General features: G+C 33.8%; 22 protein-coding genes and 1 riboswitch. Of the genes, 12 read left to right on the plus strand and 10 right to left on the minus strand.

The window, feature by feature from the left end:
* Window positions 1-22: 22 nt before the first annotated feature.
* The 3 genes from GJJ64_RS16110 to GJJ64_RS16120 all read right to left on the minus strand — a co-directional run bounded on the left by GJJ64_RS16110 (window position 23) and on the right by GJJ64_RS16120 (window position 3,251).
* Window positions 23-1,849, minus strand: a complete 1,827-nt coding sequence (locus GJJ64_RS16110) for an ABC transporter ATP-binding protein (protein ID WP_154288783.1) — start codon at window positions 1,847-1,849, stop codon at window positions 23-25.
* Window positions 1,850-1,917: 68 nt separating this feature from the next.
* A complete protein-coding gene (locus GJJ64_RS16115) occupies window positions 1,918-2,427 on the minus strand; it encodes a hypothetical protein (protein WP_154288784.1) in 510 nt (169 codons plus the stop codon).
* 47 nt (window positions 2,428-2,474) lie between these two features.
* A complete protein-coding gene (locus GJJ64_RS16120; RefSeq protein WP_154288785.1) occupies window positions 2,475-3,251 on the minus strand; it encodes an SAM hydrolase/SAM-dependent halogenase family protein in 777 nt (258 codons plus the stop codon).
* Window positions 3,252-3,352: 101 nt separating this feature from the next.
* On the opposite strand from GJJ64_RS16120, the gene GJJ64_RS16125 reads away from it, so the two are divergent.
* The 4 genes from GJJ64_RS16125 (at window position 3,353) to GJJ64_RS16140 (ending at window position 6,736) form a co-directional block, all read left to right on the plus strand.
* Window positions 3,353-4,321 (plus strand): PhoH family protein, encoded by a 969-nt coding sequence (locus GJJ64_RS16125; protein ID WP_154288786.1) that lies wholly within the window; start codon window positions 3,353-3,355, stop codon window positions 4,319-4,321.
* Window positions 4,322-4,427: 106 nt separating this feature from the next.
* Window positions 4,428-5,372: a phosphoribosylaminoimidazolesuccinocarboxamide synthase gene (locus tag GJJ64_RS16130; protein ID WP_154288787.1), complete on the plus strand. Its 945-nt coding sequence runs from the start codon at window positions 4,428-4,430 to the stop codon at window positions 5,370-5,372.
* Between the two features lie 56 nt (window positions 5,373-5,428).
* On the plus strand, window positions 5,429-5,806 hold the full coding sequence (locus GJJ64_RS16135; RefSeq protein WP_154288788.1) for an STAS domain-containing protein: 378 nt from the start codon (window positions 5,429-5,431) through the stop codon (window positions 5,804-5,806).
* A gap of 18 nt (window positions 5,807-5,824) precedes the next feature.
* Window positions 5,825-6,736 (plus strand): ribonuclease Z, encoded by a 912-nt coding sequence (locus GJJ64_RS16140; RefSeq protein WP_154288789.1) that lies wholly within the window; start codon window positions 5,825-5,827, stop codon window positions 6,734-6,736.
* 43 nt (window positions 6,737-6,779) lie between these two features.
* On the opposite strand, the gene GJJ64_RS16145 is transcribed toward GJJ64_RS16140, so the two are convergent.
* Both GJJ64_RS16145 and GJJ64_RS16150 read right to left on the minus strand, forming a co-directional pair.
* On the minus strand, window positions 6,780-7,724 hold the full coding sequence (locus tag GJJ64_RS16145; RefSeq protein WP_154288790.1) for an MlaD family protein: 945 nt from the start codon (window positions 7,722-7,724) through the stop codon (window positions 6,780-6,782).
* Window positions 7,725-7,747: 23 nt separating this feature from the next.
* Window positions 7,748-8,563 carry an N-acetylmuramoyl-L-alanine amidase family protein gene (locus GJJ64_RS16150; RefSeq protein ID WP_154288839.1) on the minus strand — a complete coding sequence of 272 codons (816 nt, stop codon included), beginning with the start codon at window positions 8,561-8,563 and terminating at the stop codon, window positions 7,748-7,750.
* A gap of 137 nt (window positions 8,564-8,700) precedes the next feature.
* Here GJJ64_RS16150 and GJJ64_RS16155 point away from each other — a divergent pair, with 137 nt between their 5' ends.
* Genes GJJ64_RS16155 through GJJ64_RS16165 form a run of 3 tightly spaced genes read left to right on the plus strand, consistent with a single transcriptional unit; the run spans window position 8,701 to window position 13,964 of the window.
* Complete coding sequence (locus tag GJJ64_RS16155) at window positions 8,701-11,265, plus strand: putative LPS assembly protein LptD (RefSeq protein ID WP_317162951.1); 2,565 nt, start codon at window positions 8,701-8,703, stop codon at window positions 11,263-11,265.
* A gap of 4 nt (window positions 11,266-11,269) precedes the next feature.
* Window positions 11,270-12,520: a competence/damage-inducible protein A gene (locus GJJ64_RS16160; RefSeq protein ID WP_154288792.1), complete on the plus strand. Its 1,251-nt coding sequence runs from the start codon at window positions 11,270-11,272 to the stop codon at window positions 12,518-12,520.
* A gap of 46 nt (window positions 12,521-12,566) precedes the next feature.
* The gene (locus GJJ64_RS16165; RefSeq protein WP_154288793.1) at window positions 12,567-13,964 is read left to right on the plus strand and encodes a dihydrolipoamide acetyltransferase family protein; all 1,398 of its coding nucleotides are present in this window, start codon (window positions 12,567-12,569) and stop codon (window positions 13,962-13,964) included.
* Window positions 13,965-14,019: 55 nt separating this feature from the next.
* On the opposite strand, the gene metX is transcribed toward GJJ64_RS16165, so the two are convergent.
* The 3 genes from metX to GJJ64_RS16180 form a co-directional block, all read right to left on the minus strand.
* A complete protein-coding gene (gene metX, locus GJJ64_RS16170) occupies window positions 14,020-15,075 on the minus strand; it encodes a homoserine O-acetyltransferase MetX (protein ID WP_154288794.1) in 1,056 nt (351 codons plus the stop codon).
* Window positions 15,076-15,104: 29 nt separating this feature from the next.
* Window positions 15,105-16,409, minus strand: a complete 1,305-nt coding sequence (locus GJJ64_RS16175; protein ID WP_154288795.1) for an O-acetylhomoserine aminocarboxypropyltransferase/cysteine synthase family protein — start codon at window positions 16,407-16,409, stop codon at window positions 15,105-15,107.
* 197 nt (window positions 16,410-16,606) lie between these two features.
* Window positions 16,607-16,709, minus strand: a riboswitch (SAM riboswitch).
* A gap of 119 nt (window positions 16,710-16,828) precedes the next feature.
* Window positions 16,829-17,956, minus strand: a complete 1,128-nt coding sequence (locus tag GJJ64_RS16180) for a trans-sulfuration enzyme family protein (RefSeq protein WP_317162952.1) — start codon at window positions 17,954-17,956, stop codon at window positions 16,829-16,831.
* A 100-nt stretch (window positions 17,957-18,056) separates the two neighbouring features.
* Here GJJ64_RS16180 and mqnE point away from each other — a divergent pair, with 100 nt between their 5' ends.
* The 3 genes from mqnE to GJJ64_RS16195 are packed head-to-tail and all read left to right on the plus strand — an operon-like array spanning window position 18,057 to window position 20,656.
* Complete coding sequence (gene mqnE / locus GJJ64_RS16185) at window positions 18,057-19,250, plus strand: aminofutalosine synthase MqnE (RefSeq protein WP_154288796.1); 1,194 nt, start codon at window positions 18,057-18,059, stop codon at window positions 19,248-19,250.
* Between the two features lie 11 nt (window positions 19,251-19,261).
* Window positions 19,262-19,897 carry a histidine phosphatase family protein gene (locus tag GJJ64_RS16190; RefSeq protein ID WP_154288797.1) on the plus strand — a complete coding sequence of 212 codons (636 nt, stop codon included), beginning with the start codon at window positions 19,262-19,264 and terminating at the stop codon, window positions 19,895-19,897.
* An 18-nt stretch (window positions 19,898-19,915) separates the two neighbouring features.
* The gene (locus GJJ64_RS16195) at window positions 19,916-20,656 is read left to right on the plus strand and encodes a menaquinone biosynthetic enzyme MqnA/MqnD family protein (RefSeq protein WP_154288798.1); all 741 of its coding nucleotides are present in this window, start codon (window positions 19,916-19,918) and stop codon (window positions 20,654-20,656) included.
* Here GJJ64_RS16195 and GJJ64_RS16200 read toward each other — a convergent pair.
* Entirely contained in the window at window positions 20,648-21,514 is an 867-nt protein-coding gene (locus tag GJJ64_RS16200; RefSeq protein ID WP_154288799.1) for a nucleoside phosphorylase, read from the minus strand. The two genes, GJJ64_RS16195 and GJJ64_RS16200, sit on opposite strands and share 9 nt — an antisense overlap.
* 2 nt (window positions 21,515-21,516) lie before the next feature.
* Window positions 21,517-22,011, minus strand: coding sequence for a YajQ family cyclic di-GMP-binding protein (locus GJJ64_RS16205; protein ID WP_154288800.1), 495 nt, complete (start codon window positions 22,009-22,011; stop codon window positions 21,517-21,519).
* Between the two features lie 60 nt (window positions 22,012-22,071).
* On the opposite strand from GJJ64_RS16205, the gene GJJ64_RS16210 reads away from it, so the two are divergent.
* On the plus strand, window positions 22,072-22,638 hold the full coding sequence (locus tag GJJ64_RS16210; RefSeq protein ID WP_154288801.1) for a hypothetical protein: 567 nt from the start codon (window positions 22,072-22,074) through the stop codon (window positions 22,636-22,638).
* A 129-nt stretch (window positions 22,639-22,767) separates the two neighbouring features.
* A complete protein-coding gene (ppk1, locus tag GJJ64_RS16215; protein ID WP_154288802.1) occupies window positions 22,768-24,822 on the plus strand; it encodes a polyphosphate kinase 1 in 2,055 nt (684 codons plus the stop codon).
* The last annotated feature ends 2 nt before the right edge of the window (window positions 24,823-24,824 follow it).

The raw sequence follows: 24,824 nt of genomic DNA on the forward strand, positions 1-24,824 counted from the left end.
TAATAGCTTGCTTTAAATGAGTTTATACTTCAAACTGAAGCGCACTTAAATGCTTGTATAAACCTTCTTCATTCTTAATAAGTTCTTCATGAGAACCACTTTCTACAACTTTACCTTGGTCTAAAACAATAATTTTATTAGCCTCTCTTATAGTTGATAACCTATGGGCAATAATGATGGATGTTCTACCTTTCATTAATATTTCTAACGCTTCTTGAACCAGTCTTTCAGATTCTGAATCTAAAGAAGAAGTAGCTTCATCTAAAATTAATATAGCAGGGTCTTTTAATAAAGCTCTTGCAATAGCAATTCTTTGTCTTTGTCCGCCCGATAATTTCACACCTCTTTCGCCTACTACGGTGTCATAACCTTCTGGGAAACCTATAATAAACCTGTGGGCATTGGCTTGTTGTGCAGCTTTGATAATTTCGTCTTTAGTAGCATTTAGCTTGCCATAAGCTATGTTCTCTAAAATGGTCCCACCAAATAAGATAACATCTTGTGGTACTATGGCTACTTGTTGCCTAATATCTGTTAAAGCATAGTTGTTGGCTGGCTTACCATCAAAAAGTATTTCTCCTTTTTGAGCTTCGTAGAATTTTAAAATTAAACCCGCTATGGTAGATTTACCAGCACCAGATGGCCCCACAATAGCAATTTTCTCTCCGGCTTGGGCGTCAAAAGATATCCCGTTTAAAACGGTAATTTCTTTTCTTGAAGGATAAGCAAATTCTATATCCTTAAAGCTTAAACTGCCTTGTATTTTTTCTTTGATTTTATTTTCTGATTCATGAATAGAAATAGCTTCGTTTTTTTCATCTAGTATTTCTAGAACTCTTTCTGATGCACCAATAGCTTTCTGGATATTAGCATATAAATCAGGGAAGCTACCCATAGCTGCCCCCACAAAAATAGAATAAAGTACATAGGCCAATAAATCTTCTACCTGTAGTGCACCGCTTTCTACCAAAACAGAGCCATACCAGATAACACCTAAAATAGCGCCAAACAAGCAAAATATTATAAAGGCAGCAAAACCACCACGGTAATTGGCTCCTCTAATAGCTATGCTAACAACCTCTTTTAAACTTTTACTATACCTGTTAGCTTCATAGGCTTCGTTAACAAAAGCCTTTACGTTGCCTATACCTTGTAAGGTTTCTTCTACAACCGTATTAGATTCTGCTAGTTTATCTTGTGCATCTCTAGATATTTTTCTGATTTTTTTACCAAAAATAACTCCGGCTAAAACGATAATAGGTAATATAGAAAGATTAAATAATGTGAGTTTCCCTGAGGTGATGATTAATAAAGTTATGCCACCTATCAATAAAATAACCTGTCTAATAATTTCTGCTAGGGTAGTAGTGATGGTGTCTTGTATTTGAGATAAATCTGCCGATATCCTGCTATTTAGCTCGCCCACTCTTCTGTTTGCAAAGAAATTCATGGGTAAGGTTATCATCTTAAAATAGGTTTCTTTTCTAATATCAGCTAAAGCTTTTTCTGCTACCTCAACAAATAGCCTAATTCTGAAAAATGAAACAAAAGATTGAATAAATAAAATCCCAAAAGCCAAAAAACCAATTTCATTAACGGTTTGCGGTAAAAAACTATAATCTGAAGGGTTTCCTTGGGCATTACCAACCATCACTTTTATTAAAGCCGGAAAAGCTAATGCGGTAAGGCTAGATAGGAATAAGAAAATCATCCCAACTAAAAATTTAGCTCTGTAGGGTTTTAAAAATTTTAATAAGCCCGAAATTTTGTTTAAAGATTCCTTGTTTATTTTTGCCTTTGGTAACTCGGCTTCTTGTGAACTACTGCTGTTAAATCTATTTCTTGCCATCTTAAAATGAAAAACGCCGTTAGGATTGGTAACGACGTTCAACAAAAATAAGCTTTTAAAATTTTATTCTATTTGTTCTGGTAAATTTTACGGTATATAAACACTCCAAGTCCTAAAGTGAATGTCAAGAATAAGAAAAATAAGGTTTGATAGGTGTGAAGGTTATTTTCTATTTCATCAAGCTCATTTTTAATTCTTTCTCTATCATTTTCTAATTTATTGATGGTGCGCATATAAGCCAAATTGCGACTTTCTGATTCTTTAGACTGGCTGAGTACTTTTTCCTGCTCAAATGTTTTATAATCAAGCAGTGTTTTGGTTTCTTTTAGAATCTCATTATCAGTTTGGATGATTTCTATCAAGATATCGATGCTCTTTTGCATATCTCTTTTGGTTTTAAAACCAAAAATTCCTGTTCTCGTATCTAAGCTCTCTGCATATAAACCAAATTTATTGCTTCTAGCATCTAGCATTCCATTTATTTTATTGCGTTGGAGTTGATATGCCAAACTATCGCTTTGTGTATTAGCAAATAGGCTAGTAGAGCATAACATCAATAAACCCAAAATGTATTTCATTATGTAATTTTTTTTAGCATCCATAACGGTAGAAAATGCTATGTATTTTAATGGAACTCAATCCTAATCATATCGTTAATATGTAAGCCTAATAAACCACTTGCTTTACCTTTATTGATAGCAATTTCTAAGTGGTTAGAGATGCCAAATAAGCATAATTTTTCTCCCTCCGGAACTTCATTATAGTGCCAGCTTAATTGGTTTATGGTTTCATTCCTCTTGAATGATAAAGTGAAGTTTCTACCTTTTTGGACTTTCGTAAACAAATCTTTACTCACATTGGTAACTACATTTTGGAAAGAATCTATAAAAATAACACTTCCTTTTATCATGTCTTTTTCTATCACCGGATGTAGGTGCATCCTATGTTCTATACCAGATGTTGGAATGCCAATTTCTGCTAGTTTTCCGCCTTTAGCGAGATGACAGGCAGCTTTTACAAATATATCAGCCAATGGGAAATGCAAAAATTTAAGGTCTTGCATGATATTTATCTCTACAATTTCTTCAGGTGTGTCATCAAAAATTAAAGAGAAAATTCCGTTATCAGAGCCAACAAAATAATGTCCTTTGTATTTTATGGCAAGGTATTTATTATCTTCACTGTAAACGGTATCAATACCTATCAGATGTACTGTACCTTTTGGAAAGTAGTTGAAGCAATTTTTAAGGATAAAAGCAGCTCTCGAAATATTGAAAGCTTGAATTTCATGGGTGATATCAATTATATTAACGTCAGGCAAAGTACTCAGTATACTCCCCTTAAGGGCAGCCTGATAAAAATCTTTATAACCTAAGTCAGTAGTTAATGTAATAATTGCCATTAAATTTGTGAATATTTATTCTTAATCTTGCATTACAAGAACAATGCTACAAATATTAAATTTTTAATTCAGATAAATATCAGGAACATAAAATCTCTAACTTGAACGAACTAAAAATTACCTTAGAATCTGTTAACCCAGCGGTGCTTTGGGGGCCAAATAATGAATACTTTGAGTTGATAAAGCGCTCATTTCCAAAGATTAAGGTTGTTGCCCGAGGTAACGAGCTTAAAGCTTTAGGCGATGAAAGTGAGCTGATAAATTTTAATGAAAAAATTTCGGCTATTATCAACCACCTTGATAAATACCAGAATTTATCTACCAATGATATTGAGTCTCTTCTAGGAGCAACTGCTTTATCCTCATCAAAAGAGGCTGCTAAAGAAGGTGGCGAGGCTAATGCTTCTTCATCAGAAGTGATTGTTTTTGGACCTAATGGCATTATGGTGAAGGCCAGAACGGCAAACCAAAGAAGAATGGTAAGTAGTATCAATAACAATGATGTATTGTTTGCTATTGGTCCGGCTGGTACAGGTAAAACTTACACCGCTGTTGCTTTGGCCGTTAGAGCTTTAAAGAACAAAGAAATTAAAAGAATTATTCTTACAAGACCAGCAGTAGAGGCAGGAGAAAACTTAGGTTTTTTACCCGGCGATTTAAAAGAGAAGATAGACCCTTATTTAAGACCGCTTTATGATGCCTTAGATGATATGATTCCGGCAGAAAAGCTAAAAACATATTTAGAGAATAGAACTATAGAAATTGCACCTTTAGCATTTATGCGTGGTAGAACCTTAGATAACTGCTTTGTTATTTTAGATGAGGCCCAAAATGCTACAGATATGCAGTTGAAGATGTTTTTAACCAGAATGGGTCCAACGGCTAAATTTATTGTTACTGGTGATGTTACCCAGATAGACTTACCTAAAAAGCAACAATCTGGCTTGCATAACGCCCTACGTATTTTAGCAGACATTAAAGGGATAGAAATTATTTATTTAAGTGGAGCCGATGTGGTAAGACATAAGTTGGTAAAGAAAATACTAGAAGCTTACGGAGATATTCAATAAGTTAAAAGTAGAAAAGTAGAAAGTTAAAAGTTATAAGTAGAAAGTTGATAGTTTGGATAAGCTTAATAGAGTATTCATACTAACTACCCCATACCTACTAAAAAGAATGAAAGCAATAAAAGAAACAAAATTTAATCTTCCTAGTCAAACCAATTTTTATAAAGGTAAAGTAAGAGATGTATACACCATTCAAGATAAATATTTGGTGATGGTGGTAAGCGATAGAATCTCTGCTTTTGATGTTGTACTGCCAGAGCCTATCCCTTTTAAAGGTCAGGTTTTAAACCAGATAGCAGCAAAATTTTTAAAAGCTACCCAAGATATTGTTCCTAATTGGGTGCTATCAGTTCCAGACCCTAGTGTTACTATAGGCAAAATTTGCGAGCCTTTTAAAGTAGAAATGGTGATTAGAGGCTATCTTGCTGGGCATGCGGCAAGAGAATATGCTGCTGGTAGAAGGGTGATTTGTGGTGTGCAGCTACCAGAAGGATTAAAAGAAAACGATAAACTTCCTGAGCCTATTATTACCCCAACAACCAAAGCTGCGGTAGGGCATGACGAAGATATATCAAGAGAAGATATCTTGAAAAGAGCTATAGTTTCTGAGGAAGATTACTTACAACTAGAAGACTATACTCGTAAACTTTACCAAAGAGGTACTGAGATTGCTGCTGAGCAAGGTTTAATTTTGGTTGATACAAAATATGAGTTTGGTAAAGCCGATGGTAAAATTCATTTGATTGATGAAATACATACTCCTGATTCTTCAAGATATTTTTATAAAGAAGGTTATGAAGAATTACAGGCAGCAGGTAAACCACAAAAACAGCTTTCTAAAGAGTTTGTAAGACAGTGGTTAATAGAAAATAATTTCCAAGGTAAAGATGGGCAGGTTATCCCAGAAATGAATGAAGCCAGAATAAATTCTATTTCAGAAAGATACATAGAGTTATTTGAGAAAATTACAGGCGAAGAATTTAAGAAAGCTGTTACAGAGGATATTAACGAAAGAGTAGAAGGTAATATTCTTAAAGCTTTAGCTCAACTTTAAAATAATTCTTTCTTTTTGGATAAAATTCTATTAAATTACGAGAAATATCAGACGTTATGAAGTTTTCAGTTGATAAACACGAGAAATATGTTTTAATAAAACTTAATGAGAGTAAATTAAACTCTTTAGTTTCTCCACAATTAAAATCAGAATTAATTTTAAGCAATACAGAAGGACAAAGAAATATCATTTTAGATATGTCTGGCGTAAAATATGCTGATTCTTCTGGTTTAAGCAGTTTATTAGTTGGCCACAGGCTTTGCAAAAACTCTGATGGAGTTTTCATTATAACCGGTATTAATGAAGCTGTTTCTAGGTTAATTACCATTTCTCAGTTAGATAATGTCATGACTATAGTTCCTAAAGTAGAGGAAGCTATTGATTTGATTTTTATGGAAGAAATTGAGAAAGAATTAAGAAAAGAGATTAAATAGTTTTACAGTGCTATATCTATGAAGTTTGAGGTTACCATTTTAGGTAGTAGTTCTGCTACACCTATATTCAACAGAAACCCAACTTCACAAGTTCTCAACATCAACGAAAGGCTGTTAATGATAGATTGTGGAGAGGGTACACAGCAGCAAATGCTACGCTATGGTATTAAGTATCATAAAATAGAACATATTTTTATCAGTCATTTACACGGAGATCATTTCTTTGGTTTAGTAGGTTTAATTTCATCCATGAATTTAAATGGAAGAAAAAGACCCTTACATTTATTTGGGCCAGAAAAATTGATGGATATTTTAAACATTCAGTTTGAACATTCTGATACACACATAAATTTCCCTATAGAGTTTAAAGCCGTTAAGCCGGGTAGCGCCGAACTTATTTTTGAAACTCATGATTTTACTGTTGAAACCATTCCTTTAAATCATAGAATTTCTTGCTCTGGCTTTATTTTTAAGGAAAAGCAGCGTTTAAGAAAGGTTTTAAAAGATAAAATTGCCGAGTTAGAAATTCCAGCTAATTATGTTCCTTTGCTTAAAAAAGGTATAGATTTTACCGATAAAAATGGCAAAGTGCATAAAGCTATGGATTTAACCATTGAGGCTGATGAGCCTAAAGCTTACGCTTACTGTTCTGATACAGTTTGCGATTGGACCTATATCAACCAAATATATCATGTAGATACACTATATCACGAAGCTACTTTTATGCATGATATGGTAGACAGAGCAAAGGCTACTTTTCATACTACTTGCCAAGAAGCAGGAGAGGTAGCTAAAAAAGTAGGAGCTAAAAAACTATTGATTGGTCATTTTTCTGCCCGATATAGAGATTTAAGCCCTTTATTAATAGAGGCTCGTTCGGTATTTCCAGAGACCTATTTAGCAAATGAAGGAGAAACATTTGTGATATAAAAAAAGCCCTTAAAGGGCTTTTTGATTGAGATGAAATATTCTTTTATTCTTTCTTTCCTCCAAAAACCGAGAAACTAACATAACGCTTAGGATTAGCTTTTAAATCTAGCATGAGTTTATCCAAATTTTGAGCCGCGTTATTTAAGTTGTTATATAGTTTTTCATCATTTAGTAACAAGCCTACAGAGCCTTTACCTGAATTTACTTTATTCATAACAGCCTGTAAATCGGCAACAGCCTTATCTGCATTATCTAAAGTCTGCTTAAAATTAGCTTTTGCCAATTGGTCAGACATGGTATTAAAATTGGTGATAATATTGGTGATTTGTTGATTGTTGTTTTTCAAATTGGCAGAGATAGACTCGGCATTAGCTAAGATATTATCTATCCTTTTAGATTGTACACCTACCATACCATCAACAGTTTTAGAAGTAGATTCTAATGTTTCTAAAGTTCTGGCTATGCTATTAAAACTTCTATTGATATTTTCTTGAAAAGTTGGGTTTAAAATTTGGTTAACCGATGTTAAAATAGAGTCCATTCTTGAAATAAGCATTTGTGCTTTTTTCTGAACGGGTTCTACTTGTTCTAAGATGTTTTGCTGTACGTTAGCATTTAAAGTATCACCATCCATGGCATAAGTCATGCTACTTCCTAAGTCAAAAACTACAGCTTTACTGCCTAGTAAATCTGTACTTTCTAATCTGGCAATAGTGTTTTTAGGGATAGCATATTTAGGGTCTATTTTAAATTGAGCTAAAATTTGTCCGTTTTCTAATAAAGTAAGCTCAGAAACACGCCCAATTTGATAGCCATTTACTAAAACAGGCTTAGAAATAGCTAAGCCTTCAACTTTATCATACTTAGCATAGAATTCATTTTCACTACTGAAAATGTCATTCCCTTTTAAGAAATTATAACCTATAATAAAAATGGCTATTGCAAAGGCTGCAAGAATACCTACTTTAGTTTCGTTAGAAATTTTCAAAATTTTAAATTTTAATATTCAAATTAAGATTCAATTTGCTTTTTATAAGTGCTAATGGCATTTAAAATATTATTCACAATTTCTGCTTGTCCTTCATCAGAATTGATGTATTTTTCTTCCTCAGGGCTACTGATAAAACCAATCTCCGTAAGGATTGCCGGCATACCTGCTTTAGCCAATACTGCTAAACTTTGTTCTTTAACACCACGGCTTATACGACCAGATTTTTTATACTCTTCTTGCAGTAATGATGCCAACTTGATGCTTTGCTCTCTAAAAGTATTTTTCATTAAAGAGAATATGATATAGCTCTCTGGGTCATTAGGATCAAAACCTTCATAGTTGTTTTTGTAATCTTTTTCTAGCAAGATAGAAGCATTTTCTCTTAACGCAGCTCCCTGTTCATCCAATCTGCCAAAACCAGATACCAATGTTTCTGTACCTTTTACAGCCGATCTGTTTTTATAATTGCTAGGCATAGAGTTACAATGTATAGATATAAAAATATCAGCCTTTTCTCTGTTTGCTATTCCAATTCTATCATAAAGTTTAACAAAAACATCTGTTTTACGTGTGTAAATCACCTTAACATCAGGTAACTTAGCTTCTATGGCTTTTCCTAATTTTAGAGCTACTTGTAAGGCAACATCTTTTTCTTTAGAGAATAAACCTCTGGTAGCGCCATCTTCACCGCCATGTCCTGCATCTATTACAATTACTTTTACTTTACTAGCCGCAGAAAAGTTATCTTTGCGAGCAAATAAATTTTGTGATAAAAAGGTAAGAGTTATAGAAAGAATAATACAGCTAATAAACCTTTTGGATGTTGTAATTTTCATTAATTTTGAACGTTTTTCGTTTACCTTGCTTACAAAAATAATATTCATATTGAATTTTGAAATTTACTAATATAATTTTTACCTGTATTGGCGCAATAATACACATTTGTTTACTAACAAATGATGCAATTGGGCAGGTGGACACGTTAAAAACAAATATTAACGCTCTTACATCAACAGATTCTACAAAAACGGATTCTGTAAAGAAAAATTCTAATAAAAATACAATTACTGATAAAATTGTAGCTACAGCTGAAGATTCTACCTTTTACGACGCCAAGAATAATATCATTTATTTATATGGTAAAGCAAAAGTTGTTTATGGAGATCGTGAGGTTGATGCTGGCTTTATCAAGCTAGACCAAAAGAACAGTACCATTTTTGCAAAAGGAACGGTTGATTCTTTAGGTAAGTTTTCTGGCTTGCCAATTTTTAAAGATCCATCACAAGGTACGCTTACAGCTGATTCTGTTTTTTATAATTTTAAGACATCTAAAGGTAAAATCTACCAAGTTTATACCGAGCAAGACGGCGGTTTTATAACTGGAGGTAGGATAAAAAAGCAACAGAATAATGAGGTGCACATGAAGAGAGTTACTTATTCTACTTGTAACCTTCCAGATCCTCATCAGCACTTTGGTATCATCATTACTAAAGGTATTGCCACAGAAAAGCAAATTGTAACTGGTCCGGCATATTTAGTTATTGAAGATGTTCCGCTACCTTTTGTATTACCATTTGGTTTTTTTCCTAAGCCCAATAAAAGAGTTTCGGGTGTGTTACTGCCTAATGTTGGTGAAGATGCCCGTCTAGGATTTTTCTTAAAAGACTTTGGATACTATGTTGGTTTAAATGATTATTGGGATTTAACTTTACGTGGTGGTGTTTACTCAAAAGGCTCTTATGAGACTAATGCAACCAGTAATTATACTAAACGATATAAATATAATGGCAACTTATTTTTCTCGTTCTTTTCTACAAAATCTGGAGTGGAAGGTACGCCAGAATATGAAAATCCGAGTAAAAACTTCAACATCAGATGGTCTCATACTCAAAATCCAAATGCCAGACCAGGAACTAATTTTAGTGCATCAGTAAATGCGGGTTCTTCGTCTTATTTTAGACAAAGTGGTGTTCAAGATTTTGCTCAGATAGCCCAAAACACTTTAAACTCTAGTATTTCATACTCTAAAACTTGGGCAAACTCTCCGTTTAATTTAAGTACAAGTTTGTCTCATAGCCAAGATTTAACCACTAAACAAATACGTTTAGGCTTACCTACTTTAAATTTCAGTATGTCTACCATCAATCCTTTTGATAAAAAAGATAGGGTAGGTGAGCAGAAATGGTATCAAAGAATTGCGGTTGGTTACAATTTAAATTTTGATAACCAATTAGAAACAACAGATTCTTTACTGTTTACCAAAGAAGCATTAAGAAAAGTAAGAACTGGTATACAGCATAGCATTCCGGTTTCATTATCATCACAGATATTTAAATATTTTCAGTTTAGCCAAAATGTATCTTATAACGAGCGTTGGTATTTACAAACCATCCGTAAAAACTACATATTGGCCCCAACAGCTAACGGCACAAAAGATTCTTTAGCTATTGATACCATTCAAGGGTTTAGAAGAGCTAGCGAGTATTCTGTTGGTACACAAATATCAACCAAAATTTATGGTTTGGTAAATTTCAAAAAAGGTAAAGTTGCAGCGATTAGACATGTAATGACACCCAATGTTGGTATTTCTTACCGACCAGATTTTGGACAAGATAAATATGGTTATTATCAGGATGTGCGATCTAATCAAGCGGGAGATGTACAACGCTATTCTATTTTTGAGAATAGTATTTACGGTGGACCTGGTTTGGGCAGACAAGCAGCTATGACTTTTGGTTTAGAGAACAATATAGAAATGAAGGTGAGGAATTCAAAAGATACTACCAACGGTGGAGTTAAAAAAATCCCGATTCTTCAAGGTTTAAATATCAATGGTAATTATAACTTCTTGGCAGACAGCTTTAAACTTTCTACGCTTTCTTTTTCAGGAAGAACATTTTTTACCGAGAAACTAGGTATAAGTTTTACCGGGGTATTAGATCCTTATGTTTATGAAACGGAAGAAATTAATGGGGTTTTAAGAGGTAGAAGATTAGATAGATATACTTGGCAAGAAGGTAGTTTGCCACGTTTACAAAATTTTAGTTTCTCTTTCGATTATAGTTTAAACTCTTCAACTCTAGGTAAAAATAACAAAACCAATAATCCTCCAAACCAAAACAGCGATTTGTTTAGTAGGGTTAGTCCGCAACAGGCTGCACAGCTACAGCAAATAAGTAGAAATGCTAATGCTTTTGTTGATTTTAATATCCCATGGAATTTAAGTTTCTTCTATAATTTTAATTATATCAATACAGGTTTCGAGAAAGATGTGGTACAAACCCTTAATGCCAATGGAGACTTTAATTTAACACCAAAATGGAAAGTTCAATTTTCATCGGGTTACGATTTTAATTCTAATGCTATAAGTCCAACTTCTTTTGCTATTTACAGAGATTTACACTGCTGGGATTTATCTATCAATTGGAGTCCTTTTGGTATTTATAAATTCTATAGTGTTAATTTAAGAGTTAAAGCATCTATACTTCAAGATTTAAAATTAAGTAAGCGTACAACCAACGCAATCCAAAGATTCTAAACATATGCTTGCAGAAATTATTACCATTGGCGATGAGATTCTTATAGGCCAAATTATCGATTCTAACTCGGCCTGGATGGCTGTAGAACTCAATAAAATAGGAGTTAAGATAAAACAAATAACATCTGTTTCTGATGATGCTGAGCATATTAAAGAGGCACTTCGTGAGGCAGAGAAAAGAGCTAATATAATTTTGATTACAGGTGGTTTAGGCCCCACAAAAGACGATATTACAAAAAAAACATTAGCAGAGTATTATAAAAGCGGGGGGATGGTTTTGCACCAGCCCACTTTAGATAAAGTAGCTTCTATTTTTGCTAAATATAATGCGCCAGTTACCGAGCTAAATAAGTTACAAGCCATGGTGCCAGATAATTGCGAAGTTATCCTGAATGAGAATGGTACCGCACCTTGTATGTTATTTAGAAATGAGGATAGGATGATTGTTTCTATGCCTGGTGTGCCTTTTGAAATGATGGCTTTGATGCAAGATAAAATATTACCATTGATTAAAGCTACCTATAATTTACCTTCAATATTCCACAAAACTATTTTAACAGCTGGTATTGGCGAGTCTTTCTTGGCCGAAAAAATAGCACACATAGAGGATAGTTTACCTGCTTATATCAAATTAGCTTATTTACCTAAATTGGGTATTGTAAGGTTAAGATTAAGTACCGTAACAGGCATTACTCCAGAAACACAGCAAGAAGTTGAGCATTTTGCCAAGCTTATTAAAAATGAGATTGAAGATTTCTGGGTTGCCGATGAGGATATTCCTCTAGAAAAGGCCATTTTAAATCTAATGGATGCTCAGAAACTAACCCTTAGCGTTGCAGAAAGTTGTACGGGGGGCTATCTTTCTCATTTGCTCACCCAACATCCGGGTTCTTCTTCGGTGTTTTTAGGTGGAGGAATTGTTTATGCTAATGCTTTAAAAATGAAGCAATTAGATGTCAGTAGTCAAACTTTAGATACCTATGGCGCTGTTAGTGAAGAAACAGTTATAGAAATGGCTAATGGAGCAATTAAAAATTTTAATAGTGATTACGCTATAGCGATTAGCGGTATTGCAGGCCCTGATGGCGGTACGGCAGAAAAACCTGTAGGTACAGTTTGGATAGCCGTTGCACATCAACATCAAACTATTGCCAAGAAATTTACTTTTAGTAATAAACGTTTACAGAATATTGAGAGGGCAGCTATTGCAGCTCTTAATCTTTTATTACGATTACTTAAGCAACATCAAGCATAAAAATCAATCAAATTGTTATTTTTGTTATAAACGATAAATAATTCTTATGGCTCAATACAAATTACTATTGCCAAAAATGGGCGAAAGTGTGGCGGAAGCAACAGTTATCAAGTGGGAGAAAAACCCCGGAGATAACATTGAAATAGATGATATTGTATTGGAGGTAGCAACAGATAAGGTTGATTCTGAAGTACCTTCACCAGTAAAGGGTAAATTAGTACAGCAGTTTTTTGCTGAAAATGATGTAGCTCAAGTAGGTGATGTAATTGCCATTATAGAAATTGAAGGAGCTGGAGAAGAAATCCAACAAGACGAGCCGCAAGAGCAAGAATCAGTTCCTGTTACGGAGAATAGTGTGGTAGCAGAAGAAAGTATTATTAAAGAAGAGGAAGAAGAAATTCCTTTTATCCCAGCTGATGCTGAAAAAGAAGAGCAAAGCTTCCAAAATTCAGAATCAGGAAGGTTTTATTCTCCTTTGGTTAAAAGTATAGCTCAGGAAGAAGGTTTAGATTTAGCCGAGCTTGATAAAATACAAGGTACAGGGGCTGATAATAGAGTAACTAAAAATGATTTACTCAATTATATAGCAGAAAAAACTCAGAAACAAACTCCACAGCCAGTAGTTGAAAGCAAACCTCAACCAACTGTAGAAGAGATACAAATACCTGTTCAGCCAAAAGCAGTTCAGGAAGAACCTGTAGTTTCAAAACCAGCAGCTAAAGTTAGCTATAGTGGTCATGATGAAATTATTGAGATGGACAGAATGCGTAAACTTATTGCAGATCATATGATTAACAGTAAGCAAACTTCTGCTCATGTTTGTTCTTTTGTTGAGGCAGATGTTACCAATCTTGTGCAATGGAGAAATAAGGTGAAAGACGCTTTTGAGAAACGCGAAAACGAGAAGATAACTTTTACACCAATTTTTATTGAGGCAGTTGCTAAAGCTATAAAGGATATGCCAATGATTAATATCTCTGTAAATGGTTCTCAAATCATCAAGAAGAAAGATATTAATATAGGAATGGCTACGGCATTGCCAAGTGGAAATTTAATTGTGCCGGTAATTAAAAATGCCGACCAGCTAAATATGGTTGGTTTAACCAAAGCTGTTAATGATTTAGCTGCGAGAGCCAGAGTAAATAAATTACAGCCTGATGAAATTCAAGGTGGTACGTTTACCATTACCAATATTGGTGGTTTTGGTAATATTATGGGTACACCAATTATCAACCAGCCACAGGTAGCTATTTTAGCCGTTGGTGTTATTAAAAAGAAACCAGCTGTAATAGAAACAGAACATGGCGATATGATAGGTATCAGACACATGATGTACTTATCGTTATCTTATGACCACAGGGTTGTTGATGGGGCACTAGGTGGTATGTTTGTGAAAAAAGTAGCCGATTACCTAGAGCAGTGGGATAGTAATAGAGAAATTTAAGTTTAAATCTCTTATTATAAAAAAAACCGATTAGCTTACTAATCGGTTTTTTTATTTAAGCAACTTGTAAGCTGCTTTGTGCTTTCTCTAAAGCTTTTTCTCTTAAAAATTTAGAGATGATATTTTTAAGCTTTTCAACCTCAAGCAAGAAGCCATCATGCCCGTATAAAGAATCAATTTCATAATATTCTGCTTCCCTAATATGTTTAGCAATAAATTTTTGCTCATGCCTAGGGAAAAGAATATCAGAAGTTATGCCTATAACTAAAGTATTTGCTTTGATACTTGCTAAAGCGGCTTCTACACTTGTTCTTCCTCTTCCTAGATTGTGGCTATCCATAGCTTTTGTTAAATACCAATAGCTGTAGGCGTTAAATCTTTTTACCAATTTTTCTCCTTGATAATTTTGGTAAGATGAAGATTTAAATAAATCTATGACATCATTAGAAGCTTCTTTTTGCTTATCTGCATAACAGTTGTAAGTTCTGTAACTTAATAAAGCCATGCTTCTAGCTGTTTTTAAACCTTTTTGTCCGCCTGTTGCTTCTTGTGTATAAAAAGTTCTATCGGTTTCTATAGCCAACCTTTGCGATTCGTTAAAAGCAATTCCCCATGCAGAATGTTGTGCATTAGTAGCTAAAACAATCAGATTTTTGATTCTATCAGCTTCAGAAACAGACCATTCTAAAGCCTGTTGGCCACCTAAAGAACCTCCAATTAAAACCTCAATGTTATCAATTGCTAAATGTTGTGCTAAAAGCTTGTGTGCTTCAACCATATCTCTCACTGAAAATTTAGGAAAAGACAAATAATAAGGTTGCTTGGTAGTTTCATTTACTGATAAAGGATTTGTAGTACCATAAGGAGAACCTAAAATATTAGCACAAACAATAAAATACTCCTCAGGATTAAACAAATCATTTTCACCAAACAGGCCCTTCCACCAATCAAATACATCAGAATTTGCAGTTAAAGCATGGCAAACCCATACTACATTACTTTTATCAGCATTTAGCTTACCAAAAGTATGGTAAGCTATATGAAGCTTTTTAAGTCTTTTACCGCTTTCTAGCTTAAACTGTTTTTTACATTGAAAAATCTTTACACTCATCGCAAACAATCAATTAACAAGGTTGAAAATTATTTAATAGCATCAAAAGCTTGAGCAAAATCAGCTTTAATATCATCAATATGCTCTATACCTACAGAAACCCTTAATAAAGTTGGAGTAACACCTGCCTTTAATTGCTCCTCGGCACTTAATTGTTGGTGTGTAGTTGCAGAAGGCTGTATGATAAGTGTTTTTGCATCGCCCACATTAGCCAAGTGGCTGGTTAGTTTAAGAGCATCAACAAATTTGATGGCGTTTTCTTTATCGCCTTTTAGCTCAAAAGACAATACACCGCCAAAACCATTTTTTAAATATTTTTTAGCCAAAGTATGGTAAGGAGATGATTCTAAACCAGGGTAGTTAACAGCTTTAACTGCATCGTGGCTTTCTAACCATTTTGCTAGCTCTAAAGCGTTATCAACATGTCTTTGTACTCTTAAAGAAAGGGTTTCTAAGCCTTGTAATAGCAAGAAAGAGTTAAACGGAGATATAGCTGGACCAAAATCTCTTAAACCTTCTACTCTTGCTCTAATGATAAACTGGATATTACCAAAAGGACCATTAACTCCAAAAACATCAGAGAAAACTAAACCGTGGTAACCTTCTGATGGCTCAGAGAATTGAGGGAATTTACCATTTCCCCAATTGTAATTTCCACCATCCACAATAACACCGCCAACGCTTGTGCCATGTCCGCCAATCCATTTTGTGGCAGATTCTACAACTACGTTTGCACCATGCTCAATAGGTCTGAAAAGATAGCCACCAGCACCAAAAGTATTATCTACAATTAATGGAAGGTCGTGTTTTTTAGCTAAAGCCGATATTTTTTCAAAATCGGGGATATTAAATGCTGGATTACCAATAGTTTCTAGGTAAATAGCTTTAGTTTTATCATCTATCAAAGCTTCATAAGCTTCAGGAGTTTCCTCGTTAACAAAACGGGCTTCTATACCTAATCTTTTAAATTGTACTTTAAATTGGTTATAGCTACCACCGTATAAATATCTTGTTGAAACAAAGTTCTCTCCAGATTGGATAATATTTGCAATGGCAATGAATTGAGCTGCCTGACCAGATGCTACTGCTAAAGCCGCTACGCCGCCCTCTAAAGCCGCTACTCTTTGCTCAAAAACATCGGTAGTAGGGTTCATTAAGCGGGTGTAAATATTTCCGAACTCTTTTAAAGCGAATAAGTTAGCGCCATGTTCTGAACTGTTGAATACATAAGATGTGGTTTGGTACAAAGGAACAGCTCTTGAACCAGTTGTTGGGTCTACTTGTTGACCAGCATGTAATTGTAGTGTTTCAAATTTTAAATTTTGACTAGACATTGTGTAATATGTTAAGATTGTGAATAATAAATGAATTGTTGTTTTACGTTTCCGTAAGAGAGTGCTAAGAATTAGCACATACAGCAACGCATGCTACAACTTGCATAGGCAAATTGTAAAACGCAAAGATTTTGACTTCCTTTTATTAGGAAATCAGCTTTTAGTAAGATGTGTTTTAAATTTTTCATGTCTTTAAATATTTATATTTCCCTTTCGGGGCAGGATTTGGCACCTTTCACAATCTTTGTGAGGTTGCCAGTGGGTCTTAGAGCCTGTTCTCTTACCACTTCTTTATAAATCAAGACCTTTTTTGAAGAGGAATTGATTTTGGTTTCTAAACCAAATAATGTTTCAAATATAGGTTTGTTTATTTTGTTTTTCCAAATAAAATTTTGAGTTTATTTTTATTTTACTGATAATTAGGTGTTTAGCTTGTCTAGATTTTGAGCTAAATCAGCAATTAAATCATCAATATGTTCTAAGCCAACAGAAACTCTTAATAAATTTTTAGGTGTTTTAGTATCCGGACCTTCTACTGCATAACGGTGTTCTATTAAACTTTCTACTCCGCCTAAACTTGTAGCTTGGGTAAATATTTTCAATCCGTTTATCAAATCAAAAGCCGCTTTTTCACCACCTTTTAAAGTAAAAGAAAGCATACCACTATAGCTTAACATTTGTTTTTTTGCTAAGTTATGTTGCGGGTGCGATGCTAAACCGGGATAAAAAACAGCTTCAACAGCCGGGTGGTTTTCTAGATAAACAGCCAATTTCATAGCATTTTCTACATGGCCACGCATCCGATAAGGTAAAGTTTTGATACCGCGGGTAATCAAATAACAATCAAAAGGAGAGGGGGTTGCACCGCCAAAACCTTGAACAGTTCTAATCTTCTCCCAGAATTCGTCTTTATTTTTAGTGATGATGACACCACCCGTAACATCGCTATGGCCATTTAAATATTTGGTAGTAGAATGCATTACTAAATGTGCACCTAAGGCTAAAGGCTGCTGGCAAATAGGCGTTGCAAAGGTATTATCAACAGCAAAAATGAGCTGATGCTTTTTGCAGATTTTGGCTATGGCGGCAATATCTGCCAGTTTTAATAAAGGGTTAGATGGTGTTTCGGCCCAAACTAACTTTGTAGAAGCATTTATAGTGCTTTCTATTAAAGATAAATCGGTAAAATCAATAAAATCAAAAGTTAAAATCCCTTTAAACAATATTTTAAGCTGATTTCTTAGTCCGTGATACATATCATCAGGACAAATGATATGAGAGCCAGGTGCTAAAGCCTGAAAAACCGACATGCCAGCTGCGTTACCTGTGGCAAAAGCACAAGCATCTTCACCGCCTTCCAATAAAGCTAAAACACGTTCTAAAGATTTTCGGTTAGGATTATCTGCTCTGGAATAGATATATCCACCAGGATATTCGCCATTGCTTCTTTCAAAAGTACTCGACAAAATTAAGGGCTGTACAACTGCTTTGGTAGCTTCATCAACTTTGTTGCCTGCATGTATGGCTATGGTCTCTAAATTCATCATCTTTTAAATATGAAAGTAAACTTAATATAAAAGTGTTTGTTTTACATTAAGTAAACTAAAAAAAAGCTTGTTAATTGTTAATTTTGACAAAATTCATCACATGAACGCAGACCATCAACTCGCAGTACTTTTACAAGATGCTCATCTTGAGGCTCCTTTAAAACAAATAGCCCAAAAAGTGCAAAACGGAGAGAGAATAAGTTTTGAAGAAGGAGTTCTTTTATATGAAAAAGCTGATTTATCCTATTTGGGTGTTTTAGCAAATTATATCAGAACCAAGAAGCATGGAAACGTTACTTATTTCAATAGAAATTTCCATATAGAGCCAACAAACTTATGCGTTTATGATTGCAAATTTTGCTCTTATTCTCGTTTAATTAAAGAAAGGGCAGAAGGCTGGGAGTATACCATGGAGGAAATGATGGCCATTGTTAAATCTTATGATGAGCAGCCTGTTACAGAAGTTCATATCGTGGGTGGTGTGTTGCCGCAATATGATATGAAATTTTATATGGATTTCTTTACAGCTATTAAAAAGCATCGTCCAGATTTACATGTTAAAGCACTTACTCCGGTAGAATATCACTATATCTTTAAAAAAGCCAAAGTAGATTACGCTACCGGTATGCGTATGATGAAAGAAGCCGGCTTAGAATCTATGCCAGGTGGTGGTGCAGAAATTTTTCATCCGGAAATAAGAGAACAAATAGCTAAAGACAAATGCGATGCTGAGCAATGGCTGCAAATACATGAAGAATGGCATAAATTAGGAATGCGTTCTAATGCAACCATGCTATACGGCCATATAGAGCAATATTGGCATAGGGTAGACCATTTAGAAAAATTGAGAGCGTTGCAAGACAAAACAGGTGGTTTCCAAACTTTTATTCCCTTAAAATTTAGAAACCAAGATAACCAAATGTCTCATGTAGCAGAATCTACCGTAGTAGAGGATTTAAGAAACTATGCTATCTCTAGAATTTATCTGGATAATTTTGATCATATCAAATCTTATTGGGCCATGATAGGTAGAAACACCGCTCAACTATCCCTTAATTTTGGTGTTGATGATATTGACGGTACTTTAGACGATACCACCAAAATTTATTCTATGGCTGGTGCAGAGGAGCAAAACCCTGCTATGAGTACTAAAGATTTAGTAAAACTGATTAAAGCAGTGGGTAAAAAGCCAGTAGAAAGAGATACTTTATACAACATCATCAATGATTTTGAAAATGTTGATTTCCCTGAGGATGAAAAACCAAAATATTACGCTTTACCCGTTATTAATTAAAAACATATAGTTTGGATAAGAAGAAAAATAAAAAGCTCTACATCATTAGGCATGGTGAAACTGATTTTAATAAAGATGGGATTGTACAAGGCAGGGGTGTAAATTCTGATTTAAATGCTACAGGAATTGCACAAGGCGAAGCTTTTTATAAAAAATACAAGAATATTCCTTTTGATAAAGTTTATACATCAACCTTAAAAAGAACACATCAAACGGTAAAAGGCTTTATTGATGATGGCTTAGCATGGGAACAGTTAGCTGGTTTAGATGAGTTGGCTTGGGGTGTTTATGAAGGCCAAAAAAGCAATGCAGCTTTAAGAGAGGCTTTTGTTAATTTAATACAGGCCTGGGCTGCCGGGCATTATGATGTTAAACCAGAAGGTGGCGAAAGCCCTAATGATGTTTATGTACGGCAAGCAGCAGCTATAGATTATATCACCAAGCAAGACCATGAAGACACTGTTTTAATTTGTATGCATGGTAGAGCGATACGTTTATTAATGTGTTTGTTGATGAAAAAGCCATTGTCTGAGATGGACACATATCCTCACCAAAATACCTCTTTATATGTTTTAAACTATGATGGAGAGCAGTTTGAGATAGAAGTTTTTAATAGTTTGGCACATTTAGAAGAGCAGGGTTTATAGGTTTGATTTTATTTTGAGATGATAAGAGTTTCTGCGGTTAGTTATACCAATACATTACCTTTTATTTATGGTTTAGAGCATCATCCTGTTAAAGAAGAAATACAGTTAACGGTAGATTATCCGGCATTGTGCGCTCAAAAATTAATAGATAATGAAGCTGATATAGGTTTAATTCCTGTAGCATCTTTATTGAAATTGCCAGAATATCATTTAGTTTCTGATTATTGCATAGGCGCTAATGGTATAGTAAACTCGGTTTATATTTTTAGCAATTGCCCGGTAGAAGAAATAGAATTTCTACAGTTAGACCCCGAGTCTAATACTTCAAATAATTTAGCCTTTGTATTGTTAAAACATTATTTTAAGGTTAACCCAGTTAGGTTAATTAATGCTGTAGATTATGGCGAACTTAAACATCCTAAAACAGCCTTTGTACAAATTGGAGACCGCACTTTTGGTAAGCAAAATCAATATCCTTATGCTTATGATTTGGCTCAAGAATGGAAAAATTTCACAGGTTTGCCTTTTGTTTTTGCTGCTTGGGTGAGCAATAAAAAGTTGCCTGAGGAATTTGTTACTGCTTTTAGCGATGCCTTAAAACTTGGTTTAGATAACCGCAAAGAGGTTTTTAAAATCATGCAAATGCGGGCTGATTTTGATTTGGAAGATTATCTGCTACATAAAATAGATTATCCTTTAGATGCTCAAAAAAGGGAGGCTTTAACGCTGTTTTTAAATTATGTTGAAGCATTAAGCTAGTTTTTCTAAAACCTTTTTAAGCATATTTTCTACAATTAAAGTAGGGTTATTGGCAAATTCGAAATTTAATCGGCTTGCTAAAATCGCATTTATAGAAATAGCTTCATGACCTAAAGCATTGGCAAGTGCGTAAATTCCAGCAGTTTCCATCTCTAAATTTGTTATTTGATACGGGTTCAAATCTAAACTCGTTAGTCTTTCAATAAGGTTATTGATTTTATTTTTTGCTCTTACTTTCCTGCCCTGCGGAGCGTAAAAACCGGGTGCAGTTACTGTTATCCCTTTAGGAATATCAACAGCTAAAGTATTTAATAAAGAAGCTGAAGCTGATGTTAAATAAGGAGATAAACCTAAATCTTGAAGAGAAGATTGAATTTGTTGCTCCAGAACTTTGTCTTCATCGTTCAGATTTCTTTCATAATAATGCATCAAGCTATCTAAGCCTAAACCATGTGAAGAAGCTAAAATACTGCCCATTTCTATATCTTTATTAATGCTTCCTGATGTTCCTAGCCTAATAATTTGTAAAGTTTTATGGTTTTGATTTATTTGTCTTTGTTCAAAATCAATATTAGCAAGTGCATCCAATTCGTTTAAAACAATGTCGATATTATCAGTACCAATACCGGTAGAAATAACGGTAATTCTTTTTTTACCGATATAACCTGTATGCGTAATAAATTCTCTTTTGCCTTTTTTGAGCTCGATTTTATCAAAATACTTACTTACTTCTGGTACCCTTTCTTGGTCGCCAACCGTAATAATGGTATCAGCAATATCTTCTGGCTTTAAGTTTAGATGATAAATACTGCCATCTGCATTAATAATTAAATCTGATGCTGCTATCGTTTTTTCCATGCTTAGTTTCTCATGTTGATGTACTGCAATGGCTGCCCAAAATTATCACCTCTGCAAAGTTGAATCACCGCTTGTAAATCATCAATTTTCTTTCCCTGTACCCTAACCTGGTCTTCCATAATAGAAGCCTGTACTTTTAATCCAGAATCTTTAATTTTCTTTACAATCTTTTTAGCTGTTTCTTTATCAATACCTTCTTTAACCTCAATATCTTTTCTAATCATATTACCAGAAACGCTGTAATGAGGTTTTTCTAAGTTTAAAGCATTAGGATCTAAATGTTGCTTTACCATTCTTGAAATAATAGAATCAATAATCGCTTTTAAGCGCATATCGTTCTCCGTTATCAGGGTTAAAGCATTGGTTTTCTTATCTAGTTCTATAGAACTTTTAGAATCATGAAAATCATAACGATTTAAAATTTCTTTTTTTGCGTTATTGATAGCGTTATCTAATGTTTGGCTATCTAATTTACTTACGATATCAAATGATGGCATACAAAACTTAATTTGATTAATTGAGTTTTTAAAGATAGATTTAAATAAAACAAAATTATTATGAAAGCATCAAAAACTAAAGGGGTAAATAGAAAAGTTAAAAAACAGCTTAAAAGCGATTTAGAAGTAAATCTAAAAGCCAAGCTTAAAGATTTTATTGTAAGCCTTGGGCATGATGCCGAAGATATTGGTGCAGAACTAAAAAAAGCAAGTAAATTATTAGCTAAGAGGCTAGCAGCTAAGATTAAAAGCGTAAAAGATATTAAGCCCAAGAAGGTTGAAGTTAAAAAAGCCGATGTTAAAGTTAATACCGTAAAATCTGCTCAAAAGGCAAAAAAAGTAATTGCAAAAGCGGTTAAAAAGGTAAACAATAAAGCCGCTGATATTGAAGAAATTATTAAAAAAGAGGTTGTAAATCCGGCTAAAGTAGTTTTAAAGGATGTTAAAGAATCACCAAAAGCATCTCCCGTTAAAACTGTGGCAAAAAAAACACCTGCACCAAAAACTACAGCAACTAAAAAAAGTGAAGAAAAGCCTGTAGCTCCTGCCAAAACTATCGTGACAAAAACAACTAGTAAAACACCTGCAAAAAAAGTAAATAGAGCACCTACTAAGAAAACAGAATAAAAAAAACAGGTTTTTCTGCATCAATTTTGATAAGAGTTAAAGCTTACAATGCAATAGCTTGGTTGTGTTTATAATTAACACACAGTTAACATTAAATTTTGCAGCTTTGGATTTCGTGGTAAACAATACATGACAAATAGTAAACCTCCAATTTTAAATAGAGAAATTAGTTGGCTATATTTTAATGACAGGGTTTTGCAGGAAGCTGCTGATAAAACTGTCCCTTTAATAGAGCGTATTAAGTTTTTGGCTATATTTTCATCTAATCTTGACGAGTTTTACCGTGTACGCGTTGCTACTTTAAATAGGCTAACAACTGTTGTAGATAGGGTAAAAGAGGAGTTAGGTTATAACCCCAAGAAAATCCTTAACCAGATAAAAAACATCGTTATCAAGCAGGAAAGGAAGTTTAATCTTTTATATGAAGAGATTATAAAAGAACTTTCTACTAATAAAATATTTATCCTTAATGATAAACAATTAAACGTAAGTCGTGGAACTTTTGTAAAAGAATTTTTTAGAGACAAACTTTTATCTGCCATTGTACCTATTATTTTAGATGAAAAACAGGCTTTTCCAGAGTTAAAAGACAGGGTTATTTATTTCTTGGTTAAGTTGTCTAAAAAAGATAAAAAAACTAAGGTTAAGTATGCTTTGATAGAGCTTCCAGAGGGCATCAGTAGGTTTTTAATTCTACCAGAAACCAATAACTTAAAGTTTATTATTCTGGTTGATGATATTATTAGGTATTGTTTAGATGATGTATTCTTCATTTTTGATCATGATGAAATTGAAGCCTATTCTATACAAGTAACTCGAGATGCCGAGCTTGATTTAGATAAAACCGTTAGTGATAAGTTTATTGAAGCTTTATCTAAGAGCTTACAAAAGCGTAAAAAAGGCAAACCTATGCGCTTGCTTTATGATACGGCTATGCCTATGGATATGCTATCAACCATCGTGGCAAAACTTAATTTAAATTCAGAAAGCCTAATCCCTGGTAACAGGTATCATAATTTTAAAGATTTCATCAGCTTTCCTAATGTAGGTTCAGAAGAGTTAGAGTATAAAAAGCAAACTCCATTACCAGTAAAAGGTTTAAGTTATTTTAAAGGTTTATTCGAGCTGATTAAGCAAAAAGATTATCTCATTAGCTTGCCTTACCAATCTTTTGATTATATCATCCACTTTTTAAGAGAGGCAGCTATAGATCCTAAGGTTACAGAAATACATATCACTTTATATCGTTTAGCAGAAAATTCTAAAGTAATTAATGCGCTTATCAATGCATCTCGTAATGGTAAAAAGGTAAATTGCTTGGTTGAGCTTAAAGCTCGTTTTGATGAGCAAGCCAATATTTATTGGACAAACAGACTAGAAGAAGAGGGTGTAATGGTTAATTATGGCATTACAGGTTATAAAGTGCATTCTAAGATTTGTTTAGTTACCCGTATAGAAAAAGGGGTTAAAGTGCATTATGCCAATTTAGCTACAGGCAATTTTAACGAGAAAACTGCTGGTATCTATGGTGATCATAGTTTATTTACTGCTAATCCTAAAATTACGGAAGAATTAAGTAAACTTTTTATAGCCATTTCAAAAAAAGCAATTTCTAAAAATTATAAGCATTTAATAGTTTCTCCTTTAGAAACTCGTCCTAAATTATTTACACTTATTAATCAGGAAATTAAAGCCGCCAAGCAAGGTAAAGAGGCTTACATCATCTTAAAAATGAATTCTCTTGCTGATGAACAAACAATCAGAAAGCTTTACGAAGCTAGCAATGTGGGTGTAAAAATTAAATTGATTGTACGTGGCATGTGTAGCTTAGTTCCTGGTAGAAAAGGCTTTAGCGAAAATATTGAAGTGATATCTATTGTAGATAAATACTTAGAGCATGCCCGGATATGGGTTTTTGCTAATGGAGGTATAGAAAAAGTATTTTTATTATCTGCTGATTTAATGACTAGAAACTTAGATCATCGTGTAGAAGTTGGTTTTCCTATTTATGATGAGGATATTAAAAAAGAGATTAGAGATATCATAGATATCCAGTTGATGGACAATACTAAAGCTCGGGATATTAATTATCTCAACAATAATAAATACCATAAAACAGGTGATAAAGAACCTCATCGTTCACAAATTGAGATATATAATTATTTAAAACAAAAACACAGCTAAAA

The organism is Pedobacter puniceum (assembly GCF_009674685.1).
In the GTDB taxonomy this organism is placed as follows: domain Bacteria; phylum Bacteroidota; class Bacteroidia; order Sphingobacteriales; family Sphingobacteriaceae; genus Pseudopedobacter; species Pseudopedobacter puniceum.